This is a genomic window from Croceicoccus sp. Ery5, assembly GCF_020985325.1.
Taxonomy (GTDB): Bacteria; Pseudomonadota; Alphaproteobacteria; order Sphingomonadales; family Sphingomonadaceae; genus Croceicoccus.
On record NZ_CP087587.1, the window covers coordinates 2369256 to 2391684 of the forward strand.

33 protein-coding genes are annotated in these 22429 nt (G+C 61.6%); 3 read left to right on the forward strand and 30 right to left on the reverse strand.

Going from position 1 to position 22429, the window contains the following annotated elements:
• Positions 1 to 8 precede the first annotated feature (8 nt).
• The 3 genes from lpdA to LOZ74_RS11190 all read left to right on the forward strand — a co-directional run bounded on the left by lpdA (position 9) and on the right by LOZ74_RS11190 (position 2894).
• Positions 9 to 1412 (forward strand): dihydrolipoyl dehydrogenase, encoded by a 1404-nt coding sequence (gene lpdA / locus LOZ74_RS11180; protein WP_230291284.1) that lies wholly within the window; start codon positions 9 to 11, stop codon positions 1410 to 1412.
• A gap of 127 nt (positions 1413 to 1539) precedes the next feature.
• Positions 1540 to 2259 (forward strand): PepSY domain-containing protein, encoded by a 720-nt coding sequence (locus LOZ74_RS11185; RefSeq protein WP_230291285.1) that lies wholly within the window; start codon positions 1540 to 1542, stop codon positions 2257 to 2259.
• The gene (locus LOZ74_RS11190; RefSeq protein WP_230291286.1) at positions 2256 to 2894 is read left to right on the forward strand and encodes a trimeric intracellular cation channel family protein; all 639 of its coding nucleotides are present in this window, start codon (positions 2256 to 2258) and stop codon (positions 2892 to 2894) included. The genes LOZ74_RS11185 and LOZ74_RS11190 overlap by 4 nt, the downstream gene beginning before the upstream one ends.
• Positions 2895 to 2907: 13 nt before the next feature.
• On the opposite strand, the gene LOZ74_RS11195 is transcribed toward LOZ74_RS11190, so the two are convergent.
• The 30 genes from LOZ74_RS11195 to rplC all read right to left on the reverse strand — a co-directional run bounded on the left by LOZ74_RS11195 (position 2908) and on the right by rplC (position 22335).
• Positions 2908 to 3837 carry a hypothetical protein gene (locus tag LOZ74_RS11195; protein WP_230291287.1) on the reverse strand — a complete coding sequence of 310 codons (930 nt, stop codon included), beginning with the start codon at positions 3835 to 3837 and terminating at the stop codon, positions 2908 to 2910.
• Between the two features lie 162 nt (positions 3838 to 3999).
• Entirely contained in the window at positions 4000 to 4551 is a 552-nt protein-coding gene (locus tag LOZ74_RS11200; protein ID WP_230291288.1) for a hypothetical protein, read from the reverse strand.
• Between the two features lie 118 nt (positions 4552 to 4669).
• Positions 4670 to 6781 carry a prolyl oligopeptidase family protein gene (locus LOZ74_RS11205; RefSeq protein WP_230291289.1) on the reverse strand — a complete coding sequence of 704 codons (2112 nt, stop codon included), beginning with the start codon at positions 6779 to 6781 and terminating at the stop codon, positions 4670 to 4672.
• A gap of 235 nt (positions 6782 to 7016) precedes the next feature.
• A complete protein-coding gene (gene rplQ, locus LOZ74_RS11210) occupies positions 7017 to 7439 on the reverse strand; it encodes a 50S ribosomal protein L17 (RefSeq protein ID WP_230291290.1) in 423 nt (140 codons plus the stop codon).
• A gap of 112 nt (positions 7440 to 7551) precedes the next feature.
• The gene (locus LOZ74_RS11215) at positions 7552 to 8610 is read right to left on the reverse strand and encodes a DNA-directed RNA polymerase subunit alpha (protein WP_230280802.1); all 1059 of its coding nucleotides are present in this window, start codon (positions 8608 to 8610) and stop codon (positions 7552 to 7554) included.
• Positions 8611 to 8719: 109 nt separating this feature from the next.
• Positions 8720 to 9109 carry a 30S ribosomal protein S11 gene (gene rpsK / locus LOZ74_RS11220; protein WP_057884041.1) on the reverse strand — a complete coding sequence of 130 codons (390 nt, stop codon included), beginning with the start codon at positions 9107 to 9109 and terminating at the stop codon, positions 8720 to 8722.
• A gap of 50 nt (positions 9110 to 9159) precedes the next feature.
• A complete protein-coding gene (rpsM, locus tag LOZ74_RS11225) occupies positions 9160 to 9528 on the reverse strand; it encodes a 30S ribosomal protein S13 (RefSeq protein WP_230293881.1) in 369 nt (122 codons plus the stop codon).
• Between the two features lie 457 nt (positions 9529 to 9985).
• On the reverse strand, positions 9986 to 10618 hold the full coding sequence (locus LOZ74_RS11230) for an SRPBCC domain-containing protein (RefSeq protein ID WP_230291291.1): 633 nt from the start codon (positions 10616 to 10618) through the stop codon (positions 9986 to 9988).
• 93 nt (positions 10619 to 10711) lie between these two features.
• A complete protein-coding gene (locus tag LOZ74_RS11235; protein WP_230291292.1) occupies positions 10712 to 11356 on the reverse strand; it encodes an adenylate kinase in 645 nt (214 codons plus the stop codon).
• A gap of 46 nt (positions 11357 to 11402) precedes the next feature.
• A complete protein-coding gene (gene secY / locus LOZ74_RS11240; protein ID WP_230280799.1) occupies positions 11403 to 12767 on the reverse strand; it encodes a preprotein translocase subunit SecY in 1365 nt (454 codons plus the stop codon).
• A 170-nt stretch (positions 12768 to 12937) separates the two neighbouring features.
• Positions 12938 to 13417, reverse strand: coding sequence for a 50S ribosomal protein L15 (rplO, locus tag LOZ74_RS11245; protein ID WP_230291293.1), 480 nt, complete (start codon positions 13415 to 13417; stop codon positions 12938 to 12940).
• A 142-nt stretch (positions 13418 to 13559) separates the two neighbouring features.
• Positions 13560 to 13745, reverse strand: coding sequence for a 50S ribosomal protein L30 (rpmD, locus tag LOZ74_RS11250; protein WP_230280797.1), 186 nt, complete (start codon positions 13743 to 13745; stop codon positions 13560 to 13562).
• 6 nt (positions 13746 to 13751) lie between these two features.
• Positions 13752 to 14519, reverse strand: a complete 768-nt coding sequence (rpsE, locus tag LOZ74_RS11255; protein ID WP_370638041.1) for a 30S ribosomal protein S5 — start codon at positions 14517 to 14519, stop codon at positions 13752 to 13754.
• Positions 14519 to 14863, reverse strand: coding sequence for a 50S ribosomal protein L18 (gene rplR / locus LOZ74_RS11260; protein WP_230280796.1), 345 nt, complete (start codon positions 14861 to 14863; stop codon positions 14519 to 14521). The genes rpsE and rplR overlap by 1 nt, the downstream gene beginning before the upstream one ends.
• 1 nt (position 14864) lies before the next feature.
• Positions 14865 to 15398: a 50S ribosomal protein L6 gene (gene rplF / locus LOZ74_RS11265; protein WP_230280795.1), complete on the reverse strand. Its 534-nt coding sequence runs from the start codon at positions 15396 to 15398 to the stop codon at positions 14865 to 14867.
• A complete protein-coding gene (gene rpsH, locus LOZ74_RS11270; RefSeq protein WP_230280794.1) occupies positions 15398 to 15793 on the reverse strand; it encodes a 30S ribosomal protein S8 in 396 nt (131 codons plus the stop codon). The genes rplF and rpsH overlap by 1 nt, the downstream gene beginning before the upstream one ends.
• Positions 15794 to 15804: 11 nt before the next feature.
• A complete protein-coding gene (gene rpsN, locus LOZ74_RS11275) occupies positions 15805 to 16110 on the reverse strand; it encodes a 30S ribosomal protein S14 (RefSeq protein WP_230280793.1) in 306 nt (101 codons plus the stop codon).
• Between the two features lie 27 nt (positions 16111 to 16137).
• Entirely contained in the window at positions 16138 to 16719 is a 582-nt protein-coding gene (gene rplE / locus LOZ74_RS11280; protein ID WP_230280792.1) for a 50S ribosomal protein L5, read from the reverse strand.
• Positions 16712 to 17032, reverse strand: coding sequence for a 50S ribosomal protein L24 (rplX, locus tag LOZ74_RS11285; protein ID WP_230291294.1), 321 nt, complete (start codon positions 17030 to 17032; stop codon positions 16712 to 16714). The genes rplE and rplX overlap by 8 nt, the downstream gene beginning before the upstream one ends.
• Entirely contained in the window at positions 17032 to 17400 is a 369-nt protein-coding gene (gene rplN / locus LOZ74_RS11290) for a 50S ribosomal protein L14 (protein ID WP_066775183.1), read from the reverse strand. Before rplN ends, rplX begins: the two co-directional genes overlap by 1 nt.
• A 68-nt stretch (positions 17401 to 17468) precedes the next feature.
• On the reverse strand, positions 17469 to 17759 hold the full coding sequence (gene rpsQ, locus LOZ74_RS11295; protein ID WP_230280790.1) for a 30S ribosomal protein S17: 291 nt from the start codon (positions 17757 to 17759) through the stop codon (positions 17469 to 17471).
• Positions 17760 to 17770: 11 nt separating this feature from the next.
• On the reverse strand, positions 17771 to 17974 hold the full coding sequence (gene rpmC, locus LOZ74_RS11300; RefSeq protein ID WP_230281757.1) for a 50S ribosomal protein L29: 204 nt from the start codon (positions 17972 to 17974) through the stop codon (positions 17771 to 17773).
• On the reverse strand, positions 17974 to 18408 hold the full coding sequence (gene rplP / locus LOZ74_RS11305) for a 50S ribosomal protein L16 (protein ID WP_230280789.1): 435 nt from the start codon (positions 18406 to 18408) through the stop codon (positions 17974 to 17976). The genes rpmC and rplP overlap by 1 nt, the downstream gene beginning before the upstream one ends.
• A gap of 21 nt (positions 18409 to 18429) precedes the next feature.
• A complete protein-coding gene (gene rpsC, locus LOZ74_RS11310; RefSeq protein WP_230280788.1) occupies positions 18430 to 19125 on the reverse strand; it encodes a 30S ribosomal protein S3 in 696 nt (231 codons plus the stop codon).
• Between the two features lie 2 nt (positions 19126 to 19127).
• Positions 19128 to 19505, reverse strand: a complete 378-nt coding sequence (gene rplV, locus LOZ74_RS11315) for a 50S ribosomal protein L22 (protein ID WP_230280787.1) — start codon at positions 19503 to 19505, stop codon at positions 19128 to 19130.
• A complete protein-coding gene (gene rpsS / locus LOZ74_RS11320) occupies positions 19505 to 19780 on the reverse strand; it encodes a 30S ribosomal protein S19 (RefSeq protein WP_230280786.1) in 276 nt (91 codons plus the stop codon). Before rpsS ends, rplV begins: the two co-directional genes overlap by 1 nt.
• A 5-nt stretch (positions 19781 to 19785) precedes the next feature.
• On the reverse strand, positions 19786 to 20622 hold the full coding sequence (gene rplB, locus LOZ74_RS11325) for a 50S ribosomal protein L2 (RefSeq protein WP_230280785.1): 837 nt from the start codon (positions 20620 to 20622) through the stop codon (positions 19786 to 19788).
• A 2-nt stretch (positions 20623 to 20624) separates the two neighbouring features.
• On the reverse strand, positions 20625 to 20936 hold the full coding sequence (locus LOZ74_RS11330) for a 50S ribosomal protein L23 (RefSeq protein ID WP_230291295.1): 312 nt from the start codon (positions 20934 to 20936) through the stop codon (positions 20625 to 20627).
• On the reverse strand, positions 20929 to 21555 hold the full coding sequence (gene rplD / locus LOZ74_RS11335; RefSeq protein ID WP_230291296.1) for a 50S ribosomal protein L4: 627 nt from the start codon (positions 21553 to 21555) through the stop codon (positions 20929 to 20931). The genes LOZ74_RS11330 and rplD overlap by 8 nt, the downstream gene beginning before the upstream one ends.
• Before the next feature lie 3 nt (positions 21556 to 21558).
• Positions 21559 to 22335: a 50S ribosomal protein L3 gene (gene rplC, locus LOZ74_RS11340; RefSeq protein WP_230291297.1), complete on the reverse strand. Its 777-nt coding sequence runs from the start codon at positions 22333 to 22335 to the stop codon at positions 21559 to 21561.
• Between the last annotated feature and the right edge of the window lie 94 nt (positions 22336 to 22429).

A 22429-nucleotide genomic window follows, 5' to 3' on the forward strand; every position in this document is an offset into this window, starting at 1 on the left:
CTGAAATCATGGCTGAAACTGACTTCGACGTAATCGTCATCGGCGCCGGACCCGGCGGATATGTGGCTGCGATCCGCGCCGCCCAGCTGGGTCTGAAAACCGCCTGTGTCGAAAGCCGCGAGACTTTGGGCGGCACCTGCCTCAACGTCGGCTGTATCCCGTCCAAGGCGCTGCTGCACGGATCGGAACTGTTCGAGGAAGCGGCACACGGCACGATGGCCAAGTTCGGCGTGATCGCGAAGGATGTTTCGCTCGATCTCGACACGCTGATGGGCGAGAAATCGGCAGCGGTGAAGGACCTGACCGGCGGGATCGAGTTCCTGTTCAAGAAGAACAAGGTCACCTGGCTGAAGGGCAAGGGCAGCTTTGTCGATGCCAGCACTGTCAAGGTCGACGGCAAGGACTATACCGCCAAGGACATCGTCATCGCGACCGGCTCGTCGGTCACGCCCCTCCCCGGGGTCGAGGTGGACAATGACGGCGGAGTCATCGTCGATTCCACCGGCGCGCTGAAACTGGCCAAGGTGCCCGAACACATGGTCGTCATCGGCGGCGGCGTGATCGGTCTGGAACTGGGCAGCGTGTGGCGCCGGCTTGGCGCGAAGGTGACCGTGGTCGAATTCCTCGACAAGCTGCTTCCCGGCATGGACGACGATATCCGCAAGGAAGCCGGCAAGATCTTCAAGAAGCAGGGCATGGAGCTCAAGCTTTCGACCAAGGTCACCGGTGCCGAGGTCAAGGGCGGGAAAGCCACCCTGACGATTGAACCCGCAGCAGGCGGTGATGCCGAAACGATCGAGGCGGACGCCGTTCTTGTCGCGATCGGGCGCAGGCCGAATACCGACGGGTTGAACCTTGACGCCATAGGGCTTGAAACCAACCAGCGCGGCCAGATCGAAATCGACCATGATTTCGCCACCAAGGTCGAAGGTGTCTGGGCCATCGGCGATTGCGTCCCCGGCCCGATGCTCGCGCATAAGGCCGAGGACGAAGGTCTGGCCGTAGCGGAAAACATCGCTGGCGAAGTCGGCATCGTGAACCATGCCGTGATCCCCGGCGTCGTGTATACGATGCCCGAATTTGCAGGCGTCGGCCTGACCGAGGCTGCCGCCAAGGAAGCCGGTCACAGCGTGAAATCGTTCAAATTTCCCATGATGGCCAACAGCCGCGCAAAGACCAATCGCGAGCCCGACGGTTTCGTGAAGGTCATCGCCGATGCCGAAACCGATCGCGTGCTGGGCGCATGGATGATCGCCAGCGTTGCCGGCACGATGGTTGCGCAGGTCGCGCAAGCCATGGAGTTCGGGGCGACCAGCGAGGACATCGCCTATACCTGCCACGCGCACCCGACCCATTCGGAAGCGATCAAGGAAGCGGCGATGGGCATCAAGGGCCTTCCCATTCACATCTGATCGCGATCACCAGAGGCGGGTATGATCCCGCCTCGCCGCTTGACGAACAAGCCTCCGCGCGCCGACACGGAACGCGGAGGCTTTTTGTTTCCGCACATCTTTTGCCGGACGATTGTCCCAGCTCAGAATGGGAGGTTCCAACTTGGGTCAGGCCGCGATCATGCGCCGCTTTGCCAAATGGCATATCTGGCTGGGATGGCTGGCTGGCGTCCCGCTGGTAATGTGGACACTGACCGGTCTGGTCATGGTTGCCCGCCCGATTGAGGAAGTGCGCGGCAATCATTTGCGGATCGAGCGTGAGAGCGAAGCGCTGCCCGCTCTGGACCTGACCCCCGCCGTGGCAGCGCTAAAGACTTTGCCTGCGCCTGCGACCGAACTGTCCGTCGTCATGGCCGGTAAAGACCCCGTGATGATCGTGCAGCTTTCCGATGGAAGCATCGCGCGCTTTTCCGCTGCCGACGGCAGCCGGCTTCCGCAAATCTCCGAAAAGCAAGCCCGCGCCACCGTAGCGCAGGACATAACGGGCGGCGATCGGGTCTCGGCCGTCACCGCGTTTCCGGCCAGCGATCCGCCGTTCGATTTCCGCAATCCAGTGCCCGTCTGGCAAGTGGCCCTGCACGACGGCACCCATGTCTATGTCAACCGCGACACCGGCCGGATCGCCGCAGTTCGCACGCGTTGGTGGCGGGTGTTCGATGTCATGTGGGGCCTGCATATCATGGACCTGCAAACGCGCGAGGATACGCATCATCCCGTGCTCATCCTGTTCGCAACCATAGGTTTGATCATGAGCGTCATCGGCTGCGTGCTGATGTTCCGCCGCCGCAAGACACGGGTGCGCGCATGATCACCCCCGTGGCCGCGCTGGAACTGGTCGGGGTCGCGGTATTCGCGGTGTCGGGCGCATTGGTCGCCACGCGCCTGCGGCAGACTTTCGTCACGGCTTGCTTTTTCGCTTTGGTCACGGGAGTCGGCGGCGGCTCTCTGCGCGATCTTTTGCTGGGAATCAGGGCAGAGTGGCTGGGCGACAGGCTGGTGGCGCTGGTCATCCTGCTCTCGGCGCTGGCCGTATGGTTCACGCCGGGGCGCTGGTGGCGCGAACGCGTGTTGGAATGGGCCGATGCGGCAGGGCTAGCCGCCTTTGCCGCGCTGGGGACGGCCAAGGCAGTCGAATATGGCGTTCAGCCCCTGCCCGCCATTGTGCTTGGCGTAATTTCGGGCTGCGTCGGCGGGATCGTGCGCGATGTTCTGGCAGGCATACCGTCGATCATCATGCGGCCCGAGCTTTACGTCACGGCCGCCGCGCTGGCGGCTTCGGTTTCGCTGATTGCGCTTGGCCTCGGCATGCCGCGCCTTCCCGCGCTATTGCTGGCAAGCGCCGCAGGGTTCGGCCTGCGGGGCGCGGCGATGATCTGGAAAATCGAGCTGCCGGCCTATGCACGTGGGATCACCGGCGATCCGGACGATCCCGAGCGTCACTGATGTCGGCTCCGGACTACTGCGCCAGCGCGACAACCGTTCCGCTGGAAGTCTGATAGCGATCGTCGCTTTCGCCGCGCTGCCAGTCCTGCTCTTCCGCAGCGCCCTGCCCGTCGTCACCGGCCTGCCAGTCATCGCCCCGCCAGTCATCGCCAGCATAGATGTCGCCAGCATGGACATCGCCATTGCCGACAGGGCGGTCGGGTGTTCCCATACCCTGCCGCGCCCGCGCATTGGCATAATAATCGTCGCCCTGCTGGCCATAGGACGAGGTTTGCCGACCGTTACCGGTCCAGCCATAGCTGTCGCTGCCCCCGACGTTCAGATCGCGGATCTTGCCCGCACCGTCGATCTCGCAGCGATATTGCCCGCCATCGCGCAAGCCGCCCTGCACGGTCCAGCCCTGCCCGCTGCGTGTTGCATCATCGACGGTTGCCACACGGTCCTGCCGCTCCACCTCTGCCACGCAGCGGTCTATGGCCCCCTGAATGCCGCCGCCTGCCGCTGCACCCGCCGCAGGGGCGGATCGGTAGCGATCGTCGGGATAGGCGTTTCCATTATCGGGATATCGCGCATCATCGGGATATGGCCCGTTCTGCGGATAGGGCCGATCATCCGGATATGGATAACGTTCGCGGTATTCGTCGCGCTGCTTGTCCTTGTCATTGGCGATGGCACTGGCCACGGCCGCAATGCCGCCGATCAGCAGTATGCCCGCAATCACGTCACCCGCATCGATATTATCGTCATAACGTCCATGACCATGGCCGTGCCCGCGATAGCGGCGGCCACGGTCCCAACCCGCCTGATTGCCTTTGGCAAGCACGGAAAGGGTTGGCCCCTGCACATCGACAGCGGTCTGCATGACGGCGGCCTGCGCAGGCAGGGCCAGTCCGCTCGCGGCCAGCATGGCAGGCGCGGATACGAGCCAGTGAAATGTCTTCATCGATCGAGCCCTCTCATCAATCGCACCCTCCCCACGAAGGCGCCCCCGGTCAGGGGCCCGCTCGATTGATCGCAGTTCGAGCGGGCAGATTGTCGCAGGCAGACTACACCCTGTCGCTTGACGGAGCCTGAACCGCGACATTTGTCGCAAATCGTCGCCCTGTCAGCGCAAACCGCGAATGCCGCTATAGTCCAGATCACGAACGCCGCGTCCGTCGACCTTGCAGGAGAACTTGCCGCTGTCCCAACCGCGCATGGAATTGTTCCAACCGCGATAGTCGTTATCCCAGCCACGCCCATAGCGCCCGCCGCGATAGCCGCTATCGACCGCAATGCGGCCCTTGATCTTATAGCCATAGCTCTTGCGGTCGACGTCGCGGATATCGGTCACTTTCACGCGCCCGTAACCGGCGCGATAGGCGCGCTGTTCGGCCGCACGGATGCAGCGTTCCACCGCCCCGCGCGAACTCATCCCGCGATAGTCACGGTCATAATAGCGGCGGTCGCGGTCACGGTAAGTGTAACGGTCGTCACGGCCGTCGAACGCACCTGCCACGGCAGCGATACCGCCGATGATCAGCGCGCCCGCGATGATGTCACCGGCATCGATGCCGTTGTCGCGATCATGCGGCCGTGCAAAGGCGGGGCTGATTCCTGCGACGGTCATTGCGCCCGCCGCTGCCGTTCCGACGATGGCTTTGGTTAGAGTCTTCATGGCTTGCGATCCTTTCATCCGGTCGGGCCCATCCAACCGGTTGAAACGCAAGATGCACCATGGGCGATGATGGCGCGCTGAACTTTGGTGTCAGCGCGCGTTCATCTTGCCCTTCGATTTACTGAACAATTCTCCCGTCGGGGACCAAGCCCGTGAAATGGGCGAGAAAGCCCAGAACGTCGGCGTTCTTATCGATGATTTTCGAGATTGGCATTCCTGCCCCGTGGCCTGCGCGCGTTTCGATACGGATCAGATGCGGCGATCCACCCAAGTCCGCAGCTTGAAGTGCGGCGGCATACTTAAAGCTGTGCCCCGGGATAACGCGGTCGTCGGTATCGGCTGTGGTGACCAGAATGGGCGGATAATCGCCGCTTTCGGGGATGTTGTGATAGGGGGAATAGCCGCGCAGGACGCGAAAATCCTCTTCCTTGTCGGGGAAACCGTAATCGGCCGCCCATGCACGGCCATACCCCCAACGGTCGAACCGCAGCATATCCATCACGCCGACATCGGGGTTCACCGCATCGAACAGGTCGGGACGGCGATTGGTAACCACACCCATCAATAACCCGCCGTTCGACCCGCCCTGAATGGCCAGTTGATCGCCGCCGGTTACCCCGTTGGCCTTCAGCCACTCGCCCGCCGCGATGAAATCGGCAAAGGCGTTCTCACGCTTCGGGCCGCGCGCTGCATCGTGCCATGCGCTGCCATATTCACCGCCGCCACGGATATTGGTGAGAGCAAACGCACCGCCCGCTTGCAGCCACGCCATACGGGTCGACGAAAAGCTGGGCGGAAGCGAAACGTTGAAGCCGCCATAGGCATAAAGCAGCGTCGGCACCGGCCCCTTAATGTCGGCTCTCCTGACGACGAACATCGGGATTTCGGTTCCATCCGCCGAAGTGTAGAAAATCTGTTCGACCGAAAAATCGTCGGGATCGAACGCCAGTTCGCGATTCAGGATCGATTTCGTCGACCCGCTTTGCAGGTTCAGGCTGAAGATGTCGGCAGGCCGGTTGAACGAGCTGAATCCGAACCAGGCTTCGTCTTCGCCCACTTCGCCCGAGAGACCGGCGACCGAACCGATGCCGGGCAATTCGACCTGCCCCGCAGGCTGCCCGTCGAGCGTGAACAGGTGCAGGCGCGATTTTACATCTTCGAGGTAATCGATGACGATCCGATCGCCCATCACGCGCACAGCGTCCATATTATGCGCCGTTTGGGGCACCAGTTCGCGCATTTCCGGCACCGCGGCGGCCATGTCGAGCTCCATCAGGCGATAGAGCGGCGCATCTTTATCTGTACGCAGGATGATCCGCTCGCCAACGGCTTCGACCACGCTCCATTGGTGATCCATGGTGTCGGCCACGACAAAAGGCGCTGCATCCAGATCATCGACAGGCAGAATGCGCAATTCGTTGCCCGGGGTCGAGCCATCCTGACTATAGATATAGAGCCAGCGCCCATCATGGCTGACGCTGGCACCATTCAGCATCGCGGGCCGATCGGGCGTGGCATAAACCAGCCTGTCCGCCGATTGCGGCTGCCCCAGTTCGTGCAACCAGACCTGCTGGTTGCGGTTCGCGACCTGAAAATCCTCGCCCTCTGACGGTTCGGGAAAGCGTGCATAAACGAAACGGCGGTCGTCGATCCAGTTCGCGCCGCCCACTTTGACCCATTCAATGGCGTCGGCCAGTTCCTCACCCGTGGCAAGGTCGAGGAAGCGGATCACATTCCAGTCGCTTCCCGCCTCTTGCACCGAATAGGACAGCACCTTGGCATTTGGAGACGGGTTCCAGCCTGCCAGTGCGACAGTGCCATCCTGCGACCATTCATTCGGATCGAGCAGGACCTTGCCTTGGGCATCCACGCCGCCGCCTGCCGGCTTCACCATCAGTACGTCCTGATCGGCAAGCCCGGGATTATAGCCATAAAACAGCAGATCGCCCTTTTTCTCGGGCACGCCGAAACGTTCGTAATCCAGCAGTTCGCCCAACCTGTCGGCAAACCAATCGCGTTCGGGCAGGGTTTGGAGAAACGCATTGGTATAAGCGCTTTGGCGGGCGACCCAATCTGCAACCTCGGCGCTGTTGCGCACGTCCGTTTCCAGCCAGCGATATGGGTCGGCCACAGGTTCACCGAAGATCGTTTCGACGACGTCATCGCGGCGCGTTTCGGGATAGGATGGCAATTGTGCGTCCTCGATTGTCCGGGTTCGGGTTTGGGTCATATCCTGCGCATGGGCCTGGGCGGCAAGCGGCGTGGCAGTGGCGAGCAGCAAGCTGAGGCTGCGACGTACGAAAGCGATCATAAACACAATGGTAGAGCCGCGCGCGCCATGATCAAGTTTCAAACGCAACGGCCTGCCGGCAGCACGCTGATGGTCAAAGGCAGAAAAGAAAAAGGGCGTCGGCAGAATATCCGCCGACGCCCTCTTGAATTCGTCAGACCGAAGCCGAGGCCGATCAGGCGTCCTCGTATTCGTCCTCGTCACTCATCACGGGGCCGCTGTCCTGGCCCTTGGCTTCGACGTCGCGGTCGACCAGTTCGATGATCGCAACCGGTGCCGCGTCCGAAGCGCGAATGCCTGCCTTGATGATGCGGGTGTAACCGCCTTCACGATCGGCATAACGCTCTGCCAGAACGTCGAACAGCTTGGTCAGCTGCGCATCGTCGAGCAGGCGGCTGTGCGCCAGACGACGGTTCGACAGGCCGCCGCGCTTTGCCAGCGTGATCAGCTTTTCGACATAGGGACGCAGTTCGCGCGCCTTGGGCGTGGTGGTCTTGATCTGCTCGTGCTTGATCAGAGCCGCGGCCATGTTGCGAAGCATCGCATTACGGTGGCCGGTCTTACGCTGGAGCTTACGCCCCGACATCTTGTGACGCATAGTTCATTCCTTCGTTCGTAGGGGGGCCGTATGAGGTACCCCGATCCAGGCTGATTAAGGTCCAGCCCGATACCCGGTCTCCCGCCCCGGCCGTCGCCAGGACGGGAAGCTCTTAACCGAGAAGCTCTTGTTCCAGCTTCTTGGCCATTTCCTCGATATTCTCGGGCGGCCAGCCCGGGATATCCATGCCAAGGCGCAGACCCATCGACGACAGGACTTCCTTGATTTCGTTCAGCGACTTGCGTCCGAAGTTCGGAGTGCGGAGCATTTCCGCCTCGGTCTTCTGCACCAGATCGCCGATATAGATGATGTTGTCGTTCTTGAGGCAGTTGGCCGAACGCACCGACAGTTCCAGCTCGTCCACCTTCTTAAGGAGGTAACGGTTGAGCTGGTTCGCATCCGATTCCTCGGGAGCGGCGGCAGCCGCACCAGCGGTCTGCGGAGCGCCCTGCGGGATACCGTCCTCGAAGTGCACGAACAGGGCCAGCTGGTCCTGCAGGATGCGGGCGGCATAGGCCACCGCGTCTTCGGGCGTCACGGTGCCGTCGGTTTCGACAGTCAGCGAAAGCTTGTCGTAGTCCAGTTCTTGGCCGACGCGCGCATTTTCAACCTTGTAGCTGACCTGACGAACCGGCGAATACAACGAGTCGACGGGGATCAGACCGATCGGCGCATCGGCCGGACGGTTGGCCACGGCGGGGCTGTAACCCTTGCCGGTGTCCGCAGTCAGTTCCATGTTGAGCGTGGCGCCATCGTCGAGATGGCAGATCACGAGGTCCTTGTTCATCACCTCGATATCGCCCGACACCTGAATGTCGCCCGCAGTCACTTCGGCGGGGCCGGTGACGGACAGATTCAGGCGCTTCACGCCCTCGCCTTCCATCTTCAGCGCAACCTGTTTGACGTTCAGAACGATGTCGGTGATGTCTTCACGAACACCGGCCAGCGACGAGAATTCGTGCAGCACGTTGTCGATCTTGATCGAGGTGATCGCAGCACCCTGCAGCGACGACAGCAGAACACGGCGCAGCGCATTGCCGAGCGTAAGGCCGAAGCCACGCTCCAGAGGCTCGGCCACGAAGGTCGCACGACGCTTGGCGTCGCCCTGCCCCTTGATCTCGAGATTGTTGGGTTTCTTCAGTTCCTGCCAGTTCTTCATATTGACGGACATGGGCTTCCCCTGGGGTTTGTTCTTGGGTGGCCATAACCGCGTGAGGGCGCGGCATGAGCCTTGGGCAGGCGGACAGACGGGGCGTGGATCCTACGCCCCGCCAGCCGTATCAGACGCGACGACGCTTGGACGGACGCACGCCGTTGTGCGGGATCGGGGTCACGTCGCGGATCGAGGTGATGGTAAAGCCCACCGCCTGCAGAGCGCGCAGAGCGCTTTCGCGACCCGAACCCGGGCCCTTTACTTCGACTTCCAGGGTGCGGACGCCATGTTCGGCGGCCTTCTTGCCGGCATCGTCAGCAGCGACCTGGGCAGCATAGGGAGTCGACTTGCGGCTACCCTTGAAGCCCATCATGCCCGCTGAGGACCAGCTGATCGCATTGCCCTGCGCGTCGGTGATGGTGATCATCGTGTTGTTGAAGCTTGCGTTCACATGCGCGACGCCGCTGGAGATGTTTTTGCGCTCGCGCCGCTTAATGCGCTGAGGTTCGCGTGCCATTGTCTCGTATCCTGATCTAGTGGAAGAAATTCGCTACCAAGGGTAGTGAATTACTTCTTCTTGCCGGCGATCGGCTTGGCCTTGCCCTTGCGGGTACGGGCGTTGGTATGGGTGCGCTGACCGCGAACGGGCAGCCCCTTGCGGTGACGCAGGCCGCGATAGCAGGCCAGGTCCATCAGGCGCTTGATGTTCATCGCGGTTTCGCGGCGAAGGTCGCCTTCGACCACATATTCAGCGTCGATCGCTTCGCGGATCTGCAGCACTTCGGCGTCGGTCAGGTCCTGCACGCGGCGGGCGTGATCAATGCCGAGCTTGTCGGCGATGTCGACGGCCGATTTCGAACCGATACCGTGAATATAGGTAAGCGCCACGATAACGCGCTTGTTGGTGGGGATGTTCACCCCGGCAATACGAGCCACAAAATTCTCCTGCTCCACAGGGGTTGCGCGGTATCAGCACCAGTGCGGATCACGGCCCCTATCTCATCGCGTATCGCTTGAATTTGAATGACGAATTGCCTGAACGGCAAAAAGCCCGGATAGAACGCGCAAACACGCGATCCGGCCGGACCACTGTCATTTAAAGACGAGCGAGGGGCGCGCTTACGCAGATTCGCCGGTTATGTCAACGGCTGTCTGACGCATGCAGAAAAACGGACGGCACGATTTGCGCGCCACCGCTTCCTGATCCTTGCCGCATATAACGCAAAGCCTGCCAAAGGTCAAAAATCTCAGGCCATGGCACGACCTTTCGATTGTCTGTCAGGTTCCCGACAGGAAATCGGCTCCGATCCCGCCGTCTTCGGATTCGTCGGGCACCGGCTCAGCGTCAGCCACCACATCTGGAACGGGCTCGATCGGCGGCACCGCCCTCGTCTCAGCGCCCAAAACAGGCTGGGGGCAAGGCGGCAGGTGCAACTTCGGCAGGTGCAGCCTCGACCGGCACGTCGTCAGCTTTCGCCTTGCCCTGCCCCAACAAGGCCGCAAGCCGTTCCAACTGTTCCCCGATTACCGCGTCCACGGCAGGCGCAATCGTTTGCGGATCGAAACGCGATGGCCCGCCAACCGCATATTCGAAAAGGATGCGCGTTTCACCGTCGACCGGCTTGAAGGTGATCGTCAGCACCCCGTTCAAAGGCTCGCTCTGCAGTGGGCCAAGCGCGCCGGTCAGGCGCATCGCCTTGCCCGGATCGAGAAAAATCACCTCAAGATGGCGGACACTGCCCGGCTCGGGCCGTCCATCGCCTGCGGGCAGCATTTCGCAAAAGCAGCCCCCCGCGCGCGCGTCGAGGATAAAATTCTCAGCATCGCCCGAAAAGCTGTGCTCGCCGCTCCACCAGTCGGCAGGCGAAAGGAGGACGTCCCAAGCTGCCTCGGGACTGGCAGCGACAGTCTCCGTATGCCGGACGACAAAGAAGTCCTCCTTCAGCAAGGCTACTTCGGCGTGGACGGGGCCCGCCGCAAACACCGAACTGGCCGCGATTGCGCCGAATTGGAAGATGGCCCGCATTACCCTGTCCCCTCTATCGCTCGATCACCCGTTGGTTAGGACGGGGACCGAACAGGTTGCAAGGGGAAGTCGCAAGAGGGTCCGACAAAACGGTCAGGACAGGATTTTTGAAATCGCCAAGGTCACTTCATCGATATCGGCCATGCCGTCAACACGGCTCACGATGCCGCGCGCCTCATAGACCGGCAGGATCGGCGCGGTCTTCGCGCGATACTCGGCCATGCGCGTCCGAACCGTTTCCTCATTATCATCGGGACGGCGTTTGAACTCGGTCGATCCGCATTTGTCGCATACACCAAGTTGCTTTGGCTGTTCGAAAGTGTCGTGATAGCCCTTGCCGCAATTCGCACAGGTATAGCGACCGGTAATACGCTCGACGAGCGCATCTTCATTCACTTCCAGTTCGATCACATGGTCGAGCGTGCGGCCATGTTCCTTGAGGATATCGTCCAGCGAATGTGCCTGCTCCGCAGTCCGCGGATAGCCATCGAAAATCGCGCCGGTTTCATCCCCCATTGCGGCCAGTTCGGCGGAAATCAGCGCCGAGACAATCTCGTCGGAAACCAGTTCGCCTGCGTCCATGACCGCCTTGGCCTGGATACCGACCGGCGTCTGCGCCTTGACCGCCGCGCGCAGCATGTCGCCCGTGGACAGCTGCCGCATGCCGAATTTGGTCACCAGCCTTTGCGACTGCGTTCCCTTGCCTGCCCCCGGAGGCCCGAGAAGGATGATATTCACTTGCGCTTCCTCCCACCTGATCGAACCGACACCTTAGGACAGGATGTCAGCGCAACCGACCCTTGAATTTGGCCTTCTTGATAAGATCGCCGTACTGATGTGCTAGCAGATGGCTCTGGATCTGCGCGATAGTATCAACGGTTACGTTGACAACGATGAGAAGACTCGTTCCACCGAGGAAGAACGGGAGTCCCGTCTGCGCGATCACATATTCCGGAAGAACGCAGACCAGCGTCAGATAGGCAGCACCGATCACGGTAATGCGCGTCAGCACATAGTCGAGATAGTTCGCCGTGTTCCGCCCCGGACGGATGCCCGGAATAAACCCGCCACCGCGCTTCAGATTCTCGGCCGTCTCCTCGGGGTTAAAGACAACCGCCGTATAGAAGAAGCAGAAGAAGATGATCCCCACCGCGTAAAGCAGCATATACAGCGGCTGCCCGTGCTGCAGATACTGGTTTAAGGTGACCAGCACGCCGCCCATGGTGCTGTCGGGCGTGACCGAGTTACCGGCGAACTGCGTGATCGTCAGCGGCAGCAACAGCAACGAGCTGGCGAAAATCGGCGGGATGACGCCCGAGGTGTTCAGCTTGAGCGGCAGGTGCGAACGGTCGGCCTGCATGCCCCCCCGCTGCTGGGCACGCTTGGGATACTGGATCAACAGCCGGCGCTGAGCACGCTCCATGAACGAAATGAAGAGGATCAACCCGATGATCGTTACGAAGAGCATCACGATCAGATAGGACGGGATCGAGCCCGAACGGCCGCCTTCCATCAGCTGCGCGCCGACGGTCGGGAACTGGGCGACAATACCCGCCATAATGATCAGCGAAACGCCATTGCCGATCCCGCGCGAGGTAATCTGCTCACCCAGCCACAGCAGGAACATGGTCCCGCCGACTAGCGAGATTACTGCGCCGATACGGAACATGAGGCCCGGATCGACCACTGCGTTCAGCCCGCTGGCCGCGGCATAGGTTTCAAGACCGACAGCAAGAAAATAGCCCTGTACCGCCGTCAGGCCGACCGTGCCGTAACGGGTATACTGGTTAAGCTTCTTGCGCCCGCTCTCACCCTCTTTCTTGAGGGCCGCCAGCGCCGGATGCAGAGCCGCGCCCAGCTGAACGACGATCGAGGCGGTAATATAGGGCATGACGCCGAGCGCAATGAGACTCATACGCTCAAGGCTGCCGCCCGAGAATGTGTTGAACAGATCCAGCACGCCGCCGCGCGTCTGGTCGTAAAGGTCCTGCAGGATAAGCGGATTGACGCCCGGCAGCGGCACGAAGCTGAGGAAGCGGAACACGATCAGTGCACCCAGCGTAAACCAGATACGCTGCTTGAGCTCGGTCGCTTTCGAGAAATTGGCGAGGCTGAGAGAGCTCGCAACATTATCGGCGCGTGATGCCATCGGTAATCAATGCCTATGCAGGTGACGGGCTGATCGATCCAACCGGACCGAAGTACCGGAACGCGCTAACAACAGACGCGCCCCTCCTGCAAGACCATTGGGCCTTGCGCCCGCGCATATAGAGTGCCGGCGGGGATGCTAACACCCCCGCCGGCAGAAAGTCTTGCGGATTATTCGGCAGCAGCCTTGGCCGGAGCGGTGGTCTCAACCTTCCCGCCCAGCTTTTCGACCTGCGCCACGGCGCCCTTGGATGCGCCCGCGACCTTGAAGCTGACCTTGCTGGTCAGTTCACCCTTGGCAAGAAGACGAACACCATCCTTGCCGCCACGAGCCAGACCGGCAGCCTGCAGCGCTGCGTGATCGATGGTACCCTTGGCATCGAGCTTACCCGCATCGATGAACTTCTGGATCATGCCAAGGTTCACCTCGGCATAATCCTTGCCGAACGGATTGTTAAAGCCACGCTTCGGCAGACGCATGTGCAACGGCATCTGGCCGCCTTCGAAGCCGGCGATCGAAACGCCCGAACGGCTCTTCGCGCCCTTCTGGCCACGACCACCGGTCTTGCCCTTACCCGAGCCGATGCCACGGCCAATGCGCATACGACGGTGACGCGCACCTTCGTTGTCACGGATATCAGTCAGTTTCATAATTGCACTCGCTTTCGCTTTTCTTCGCGCTGAAAAAATCAGACCGGTGCTCCGGCCTTCAAATGAAGGCGGCCCGGTACGCGCCCGGGCCGCCTCATGTCAAGTATCGCTTGCCGTTCGGCGGACGCGATGGTCGACCGGATCAGTCGACTACGGCCACCATATGCGGCAGCTTGGCGATGGCGCCGCGCACTTCGGGAGTGTCCTGCACTTCGACGACGCGATGCATCTTGCCAAGGCCCAGGCCGACCAGAATTTTCTTCTGGCTTTCAGGGCGACGGATCGGCGAACCGATCTGCTTGATCTTGATGGTCTTTGCCTTTGCCATGATAGCTTACTCCACCAGGGCGGCGGCTTCGGCTTCCGCCTCGGCCTCGCTTGCGCCACCGCGACCCAGAAGGTCAGCGACCTTCTTGCCGCGACGCTGGGCAACCGACTTCGGCGAAGTCTGGTTGGTCAGCGAATCGAACGTGGCGCGGATCATGTTGTAGGGGTTCGAGGTGCCGACCGACTTGGTCACCACGTCGGCAACGCCCAGAGCCTCAAAGACAGCGCGCATCGGACCACCGGCGATGATGCCGGTACCCGGAGGCGCCGTGCGAACATTGACCTTGCCCGCACCGAAACGGCCCTTGCCGTCGTGATGCAGCGTGCGGCCGTCCTTGAGCGGAACGCGAACCATCTTCTTCTTGGCAGAAGCAGTGGCCTTGTTGATCGCTTCAGGAACTTCGCGGGCCTTGCCATGGCCAAAGCCGACACGGCCCTTGCCGTCACCGACCACGACCAGCGCGGCAAAGCCGAAACGCTTACCGCCCTTCACGGTCTTGGAAACGCGGTTGATGTGAACGAGCTTCTCGATGAGTTCCTCGCCCTCTTCCTCGCGCTGGCCACGACCGCCGCGACGGTCGTCACGGCCACGACCGCGACCGCGACCGCCGCGATCGCCACGTTCGCGGCGACCACGACCCTCACGCTCGGTCGGCGCATCACCGGCAGCGGTCGACTGGTTGTCAGCCGCTTCGGTGCTTGCAACCGTCGGGGTCGGGGTTTCACCCGCGTTATCGACCTGCGGGGTTTCGTTGTTGTTTTCTTCTGCCATCATCAGAACTCCAGCCCGCCTTCGCGCGCAGCGTCGGCCAGCGCCTTGACGCGGCCATGGAACAGGAAGCCGCCACGGTCGAACACAACCGTAGTCACGCCCGCCTTCTTGGCGGCGGCTGCGATGTCCTTGCCGACTTGCGTCGCGGCATCGACATTCGCGCCCGAGGCCTTCGCGCCCAGCGTCGAAGCGGCGGCCACGGTGCGGCCTTCGCTGTCATCGATGATCTGCGCGTAGATGTGCTTGCCGGTGCGGTGCACCGACAGGCGGGGACGACCGTTGCCACGAGCGCGCAGCGCGGAGCGGACCCGGCGGCGGCGGCGTTCGAAAAGAGAAAGCTTGGCCATCTTACTTCTTCTTCCCTTCCTTGCGGAAGATATACTCGCCCTGGTACTTGATGCCCTTGCCCTTGTACGGCTCGGGCTTGCGCCAGCGGCGAACCTCGGCGGCAAACTGGCCCACGGCCTGCTTGTCGATGCCCGAGATGATGACAGTCGTCTGGTCGGGCGTCTTCACGTCCAGACCTTCGGGAACGTCGAGGTCGACGTCGTGGCTGAAGCCGAGCTGAAGCTTCAGCTTCTTGCCCTGCGACTGCGCACGATAGCCGACGCCCTTGATTTCCAGCGTCTTCGAGTAACCTTCGGTCACGCCTTCGATCAGGTTCGACACCAGCGTTCGCTGCATGCCCCAGAACGAACGCGACTTCTTGCTGTCGTTCACCGGCTGAACGGCGATCTGACCGTCCTGCACTTCATAGGTGACCAGGTCGGTCAGCCCCATGGTGAGGGTGCCCTTGGGACCCTTCACGCTCAGCACGCCGTCGGCAATCTTCGCCTCGACGCCACCGGGGATCGCAACCGGCTTCTTACCGATGCGGCTCATCAGAACACCTCCGCCAGCACTTCGCCGCCGACGTTCTCGGTGCGTGCCTCGGCATCCGAGAGCACGCCCTTGGGCGTCGAGACGATGGTGATGCCAAGACCGCCACGGACATTCGGAAGCTCCTTCGAGCCCGAATAGACCCGGCGACCGGGCTTGGAGACGCGAGCGAGATGCTTGATCGCAGGCTCGCCTTCGAAATACTTCAGTTCAATCCGCAGCGCCTTGTGCTTGCCGGTCGCGTCTTCGCTATAGCCACGGATGTAGCCTTCGCGCTGGAGCACTTCCAGAACGTTCGCACGCAGCTTCGATGCGGGCGAAAGGACGGAATCCTTCTTCGCCTGCTGGCCGTTGCGGATACGGGTGAGCATGTCACCCAGGGGATCGGTCATCGCCATAGGTTAATTCCTCACCAGCTCGACTTGGTCAGGCCCGGGATCAGGCCCTTGTTGCCCAGATCACGCAGCTCGATACGGTTAAGACCGAACTTGCGGTAATAACCGCGCGGGCGGCCAGTGGTGGTGCAACGGTTGCGCACGCGGGTCGGGTTGCCGTTACGGGGCACCTCGGCCAGCTTCAGACGGGCCAGCCAACGCTCGCCGTCGTCAAGCGACTCGTCATCAGCAATCGCCTTCAGCTTCGCGATGCGGTTCGCGTACTTCTTGACAAGCTTCTTGCGACGCTCGTTCTTGTTCACGGAACTCAGTTTCGCCATGGACTTAAGCTCTCTTTCCGGGGCGGCTCACGCCGCTTCCTTTTCTTCCGACGCTTCGGCCGGGAACGGGAATCCGAACAGACGCAGAAGCTCGCGGGCTTCCTCGTCGGTCTTCGCGGTGGTGGTCACGATAATGTCCATGCCACGCACCTTCTCGATCTGGTCATAGCTGATCTCGGGAAAGATGATCTGCTCTTTCAGACCCATCGCGTAATTGCCGCGACCATCGAACGACTTCGGGTTCAGACCACGGAAGTCGCGGATGCGGGGCATTGCGATGGTGACCAGGCGGTCGAGGAATTCGAACATGCGTTCGCGGCGCAGGGTCACCTTGCAACCGATCGGCATGCCTTCACGCAGCTTGAACTGCGCAATCGACTTCTTCGCCTTGGTGATCACGGGCTTCTGGCCAGCGATCAGCTCCATTTCAGCGGCAGCGGTCTGGACCTTCTTCTTGTCCTGGCTCGCTTCGCCCACGCCCATGTTGAGCGTGATCTTTTCCAGCTTGGGCACTTCGTAGCGGTTCGCATAACCGAACTTCTCGGTCATGGCCTTGACGATTTCCTCGTCATACTTGGTGCGCATGCGCGGGGTGTATTTATCAGCCATCGATCGTCTCCCCGGACTTGACGGCAACGCGCACCTTCTTCCCGTCCTTCGTTTCGAAACGGACGCGGGTAGGCTTGCCATCCTTGGGATCGGCAACGGCGACCTTGCTGATCGCCATCGGCGCAGGAGCGCGGTCGATGCCGCCCTGCGGGTTCATCTGGGTGGGCTTGCGGTGACGGGTGGTGACGTTCACGCCTTCCACCACGACCTTGCCGTCAAGGGGCATGACCTGGGCGACCGTACCGGTCTTGCCCTTGTCCTTACCCGACAGCACGACGACATTATCGCCCTTCTTGATCTTTGCGGCAGCCATTACAGCACCTCCGGAGCAAGCGAGATGATCTTCATGAAGCCCTTGCCGCGCAGTTCGCGCACGACGGGGCCGAAGATACGGGTGCCAATCGGTTCCTCGGACTTGTTCACGAGGACTGCGGCATTCGAGTCAAAGCGGATCACGCTACCGTCGGGACGACGCACGTCCTTTTTGGTACGCACGATCACGGCGCGGTGAACGTCGCCCTTTTTGACCTTGGCACGGGGCTGCGCCTCCTTGACGGAGACGACGATGACATCGCCAACGCTCGCGGTGCGACGCTTCGATCCGCCCAGCACCTTGATGCACTGGACGCGCTTGGCGCCGCTGTTGTCAGCGACATCCAAGTTTGACTGCATCTGGATCATCGATCCGGTTCCTTCTTCTCGGCTTGCCGGGACCAAATGCCCGGCAGTTCCAAAACTCTAAAGCGGGCTCAGTTGCCCGCAGCTTCGACGTCGAGGTTCGCCTCGAGCGCGACATCGGCCTTGCCACCGACGCGGTCGATGACCTTCCACGTCTTCAGCTTAGACATCGGCGCGGTCTCTTCGATCCGTACCCATTCGCCGGGGCGATAGGCATTGTCTTCGTCGTGCGCGTGATACTTCTTCGAACGGCGGATGATCTTGCCGTAGAGCGGGTGCTTCACCTTACGCTCTACCTTCACGACCACCGTCTTGTCGGTCTTGTCGGAAACAACCGTCCCGATCAGGATACGCTTCGGCATCGGTTGGCTCCTTAATTCGCTGCGCGGGCGCGTTCGCCCTGCAGCGTCTTGATGCGCGCGATCTCGCGGCGGACTTCCTTGATCCGAGCGGGACGCTCGATCTGGTTGGTCGCTGCCTGAAAGCGCAGGTTGAACGCCTCGCGCTTCAGCTCCGAAAGGTCAGCGGTCAACTGATCGTCGGTCTTGGTGCGCAGGTCTTCGGTCTTGTTGGCCATCATTCGCCTCCCAGATGCGAGGTGTCGCCAAGACGGGCAACGACCTTGGTCTTGATGGGCAGCTTCATCGCGGCGCGCTCGAACGCTTCGGCGGCCAGCGGACCGGCAACGCCATCGAGCTCGAACAGGATACGGCCCGGCTTCACGCGAGCAGCCCAGTATTCCACCGAACCCTTGCCCTTACCCTGACGGACTTCGGCAGGCTTCTTCGAAACCGGCACGTCGGGGAAAACGCGGATCCAGAGGCGACCCTGGCGCTTGATGTGACGCGTGATCGCGCGGCGGGCCGCTTCGATCTGGCGTGCGGTGATACGCTCGGGCTCCATAGCCTTCAGGCCATAGGAACCGAAGTTCAGCGCGGTGCCGCCCTTGGCGTTGCCATGGATCTTGCCCTTGAACGCCTTGCGGAATTTGGTTTTTTTCGGTTGCAGCATTGCTCTTACCTCAGCCTAGCCTCAGCGCGCGGGTCGCACGCCGGAGGTCTGGGCCTCCATCATCAGACGGTCCTGCGCCATCGGATCGTGGGCCATGATCTCACCTTTGAAGATCCAGACCTTGATGCCGATGATGCCATAGGCGGTCAGCGCCTCGGCTTCGGCATAATCCACATTGGCACGCAGGGTGTGGAGCGGCACGCGACCTTCACGATACCATTCCACGCGGGCGATTTCGGCGCCGCCAAGACGACCGCCGCACACGATCTTGATGCCTTCGGCGCCAAGACGCAGCGCCGACTGCACGGCGCGCTTCATCGCACGGCGGAAAGCCACACGACGGATCAGCTGATCCGCAACGCCCTGTGCGACGAGCTTCGCATCGATTTCCGGCTTGCGGATTTCGACGATGTTCAGCTTCACTTCGCTGTCGGTCATCTTCGCCAGCTTGGCGCGCAGCTTTTCGATGTCCGCGCCCTTCTTGCCGATGATCACACCGGGACGGGCTGCATAGATCGAAATGCGGCAAAGCTTTGCCGGACGCTCGATCACCACCTTCGAAATCGCGGCCTGGGGCAGCGTGTCGACGATGAACTTGCGGATCTCAATATCTTCCTTGAGCAGGCCGGCATAGTCACGCCCTTCGGCGTACCAGCGGCTGTCCCAGGTACGGTTGATCTGCAGACGCAGGCCGATCGGATTGCTCTTCTGACCCATGATCAGGCCTCCTCGACTTCGCGGACCACGATGCGCAACCGGCTGAACGGCTTCAGGATGCGCGTGGATTTACCACGGCCCCGCGTGTGGAAACGCTTCATGGTGATCGACTTGCCGACCGATGCTTCCGCAACGACCAGGGCATCGACGTCCAGGTTGTGATTGTTCTCGGCATTGGCAATCGCACTGGCGAGCACCTTGCGTGCGTCGACAGCCATCGCCTTGTTCGAGAAAGCGAGGATGTTCATCGCTTCCTCGGCCTTCTTGCCGCGGATAAGACCCGCAACGAGGTTCAGCTTCTGAGCCGAGCCACGGATCGTGGTCCCGACGGCCAGAGCCTCGTTATCGGCAACGCGGCGCGGAGCTTTCTGCTTGCTCATCAGCGCTTGCCCTTCTTGTCTGCGGCGTGACCCGGGAAGTTGCGCGTGGGCGCGAATTCACCAAGCTTGTGGCCGACCATGTCCTCATTCACGGACACGGGGATGAACTTCTGGCCATTATAGACGTTGAACGTCAGGCCAACGAACTGGGGCAGGACAGTCGAGCGGCGCGACCAGGTCTTGATCGGCGCGTGGCTGTTCTTTTCCTGCGCTTCCTCTGCCTTCTTCAGCAGCGAAAGCTCGACAAACGGACCCTTGCGAAGCGAACGTGCCATGGGTCTTACCTCTTCTTCTTCGCGTGACGGGACCGGATGATCATCTTGTCCGTCTGCTTATTGTGACGAGTGCGAGCACCCTTGGTCGGCTTGCCCCACGGGGTAACCGGATGACGGCCACCCGAAGTACGACCTTCACCACCACCGTGCGGGTGATCGACCGGGTTCTTCGCAACACCGCGGGTCAGCGGACGCTTGCCCATCCAGCGACGACGACCGGCCTTCGCCAGCGTCTGGTTCGAGTTGTCGGGGTTCGACACCGCGCCAACCGTACCCATGCAATCGCCGCGCAGGTAACGCTGTTCGCCCGAGTTAAGGCGCACGATGACCAGACCACGGTCACGACCGACGATCTGTGCATAGGCACCAGCCGAACGAGCGATCTGACCGCCCTTGCCCGGCTTCATCTCGAGATTGTGACAGATCGTGCCGACCGGCATCTGGCTGAGCAACATGGCGTTGCCCGGCTTGGTATCGGTCTTTTCACCAGCCACAACGGTATCGCCTACGGCGAGACGCTGCGGAGCGAGAATATAGGCCTGCTCACCGTCCTCGTACTTCACCAATGCGATGAAGGCCGTGCGGTTGGGGTCATATTCCATACGCTCGACAGTCGCAGGCATGTCCCACTTACGACGCTTGAAGTCGATGTAGCGGTACTTCTGCTTGTGACCACCGCCGATGCCACGCGAAGTGACATGGCCCTTGTTGTTACGACCACCGGTCTTGCGCTTGCCTTCGGTCAGCGACTTGACGGGCTTACCCTTGTAGAGCCCCGACTTGTCGACCAACACGAGGCCGCGGCGGGCCGGGCTCGTCGGTTTGTAGTTCTTGAGTGCCATGATTAGCCCCGTACGCCTTCGGTGATGTCGATCGACTGGCCTTCAGCCAGGGTGACGATCGCCTTTTTCACATCGGTGCGCTTGTAGGGTGCACCCTTCCAGCGCTTGCTCTTGCCCTTCTGGACAATGGTGTTCACGCCCGTGACCTTCACGCCGAACAGAGCCTCGACCGCAGCCTTGATCTGCGGCTTGGTGGCGTCGTTGGCGACCTTGAACACGACCGCATTGTTCTCCGAGAGAAGCGTTGCCTTCTCGGTGATGTGCGGCGCGACGATCACGTCGTAATGCCGGATGTCGATTTCAGCCTTAGCCATTGAAACGCGCCTCCAGCTTTTCGACAGCGGCGCGGGTCAGCACCAGCGTGTCGTGGTTCAAGATGTCATAGACATTCGCGCCCACTGCGGGGAGAACGTCCACACCGACCAGGTTACCGGCTGCTTTGCGGAAACCGTCTTCGACAGCTTCGCCGTCGATCACCAGAACCTTCTTGCCGAAGCCCAGCTTCGCGAAGTCGGTTGCCAGCGCCTTGGTCTTGGCTTCTGCCAGCTCCAGCGATTCCAGCACGAACAGGTTTTCGGCCTTGGCCTTGCTCGACAGCGCCATGCGCAGACCGAGCGAGCGGACCTTTTTGTTCAGCGAGATGTCGAAATCACGCTTGCGGGCACCATGAGCCTTACCACCACCGATAAAGACGGGAGCAGCGCGGTCACCGTGACGAGCCGTGCCGCCGCCCTTCTGGCGACCCCACTTCTTGCCGGTGCGGGCCACGTCCGAACGCTCACGCGTCGGGCGGGCAGTGGCGCGACGGTTCCACAGCTGCCAGGTGACGACGCGATGGAGGATGTCCTCGCGCGGTTCGAGGCCGAAGACGTCGTCATTCAGCTCGATGTCACCCGACGCCTTGCCGTCGAGTTTCTGGACCTTCACCTTCACGGATCAGCCCTCCTTGTTCTCGCCGGCGTCGGGCGCGGTGCCCTCTGCGGCGTCATTGTTGGTCGCTTCGACGGGCGCTTCCTGAGCAGCGGCCACGGCGTTCTTCTCGATCACGGCGCCGGGGAACGGCACGCCTTCGGGAAGAGGCAGCTTGACAGCGTCCGAAACCAGCAGCCAGGCGTTCTTCGCGCCGGGCACCGAGCCCTTGACGAAGATCAGGCCGCGGTCGGCGTCAGTGCGCACGACTTCCAGGTTCTGCTGGGTACGCTGGCGGTCACCCATGTGACCGGCCATCTTCTTGTTCTTGAAGACCTTGCCCGGATCCTGGCGGTTGCCCGTCGAACCGTGCGAACGGTGCGAGAGCGACACGCCGTGCGATGCGCGCAGACCGCCGAAGCCCCAACGCTTCATGGCACCGGCAAAGCCCTTGCCCTGCGTGTGCCCGGTGATGTCCACCTTCTGGCCGGCAATGAAATGCTCGGCCGAGATCGATGCGCCGACGGGAAGGAGGCCATCCTCGCCCTCAAGACGGAACTCGGCAACCTTCATCTTGAGCGGAACCTCAGCCTTCGCGAAATGCTCGCGCTGCGGCTTGGCCACATTCTTCTGCTTCGCCTCACCGGCGCCCAGCTGAACGGCAACATAGCCATCGCGGTCGAGCGTGCGGTGCGAGACAACCTGACAATCTTCCAGCGCCAGAACGGTAACAGGCACGTGCCGACCGTCCTCCTGGAACAGGCGGGTCATCCCGACTTTCTTGGCGATCACGCCAGTGCGCATGATCAAAACTCCTAAACATGGGCATAGCGACCATTCGCCATAGGCCCGGTGACAGAGGCACGTCGGGGACCACCCCCGGGTGCGTGAAGAGCCG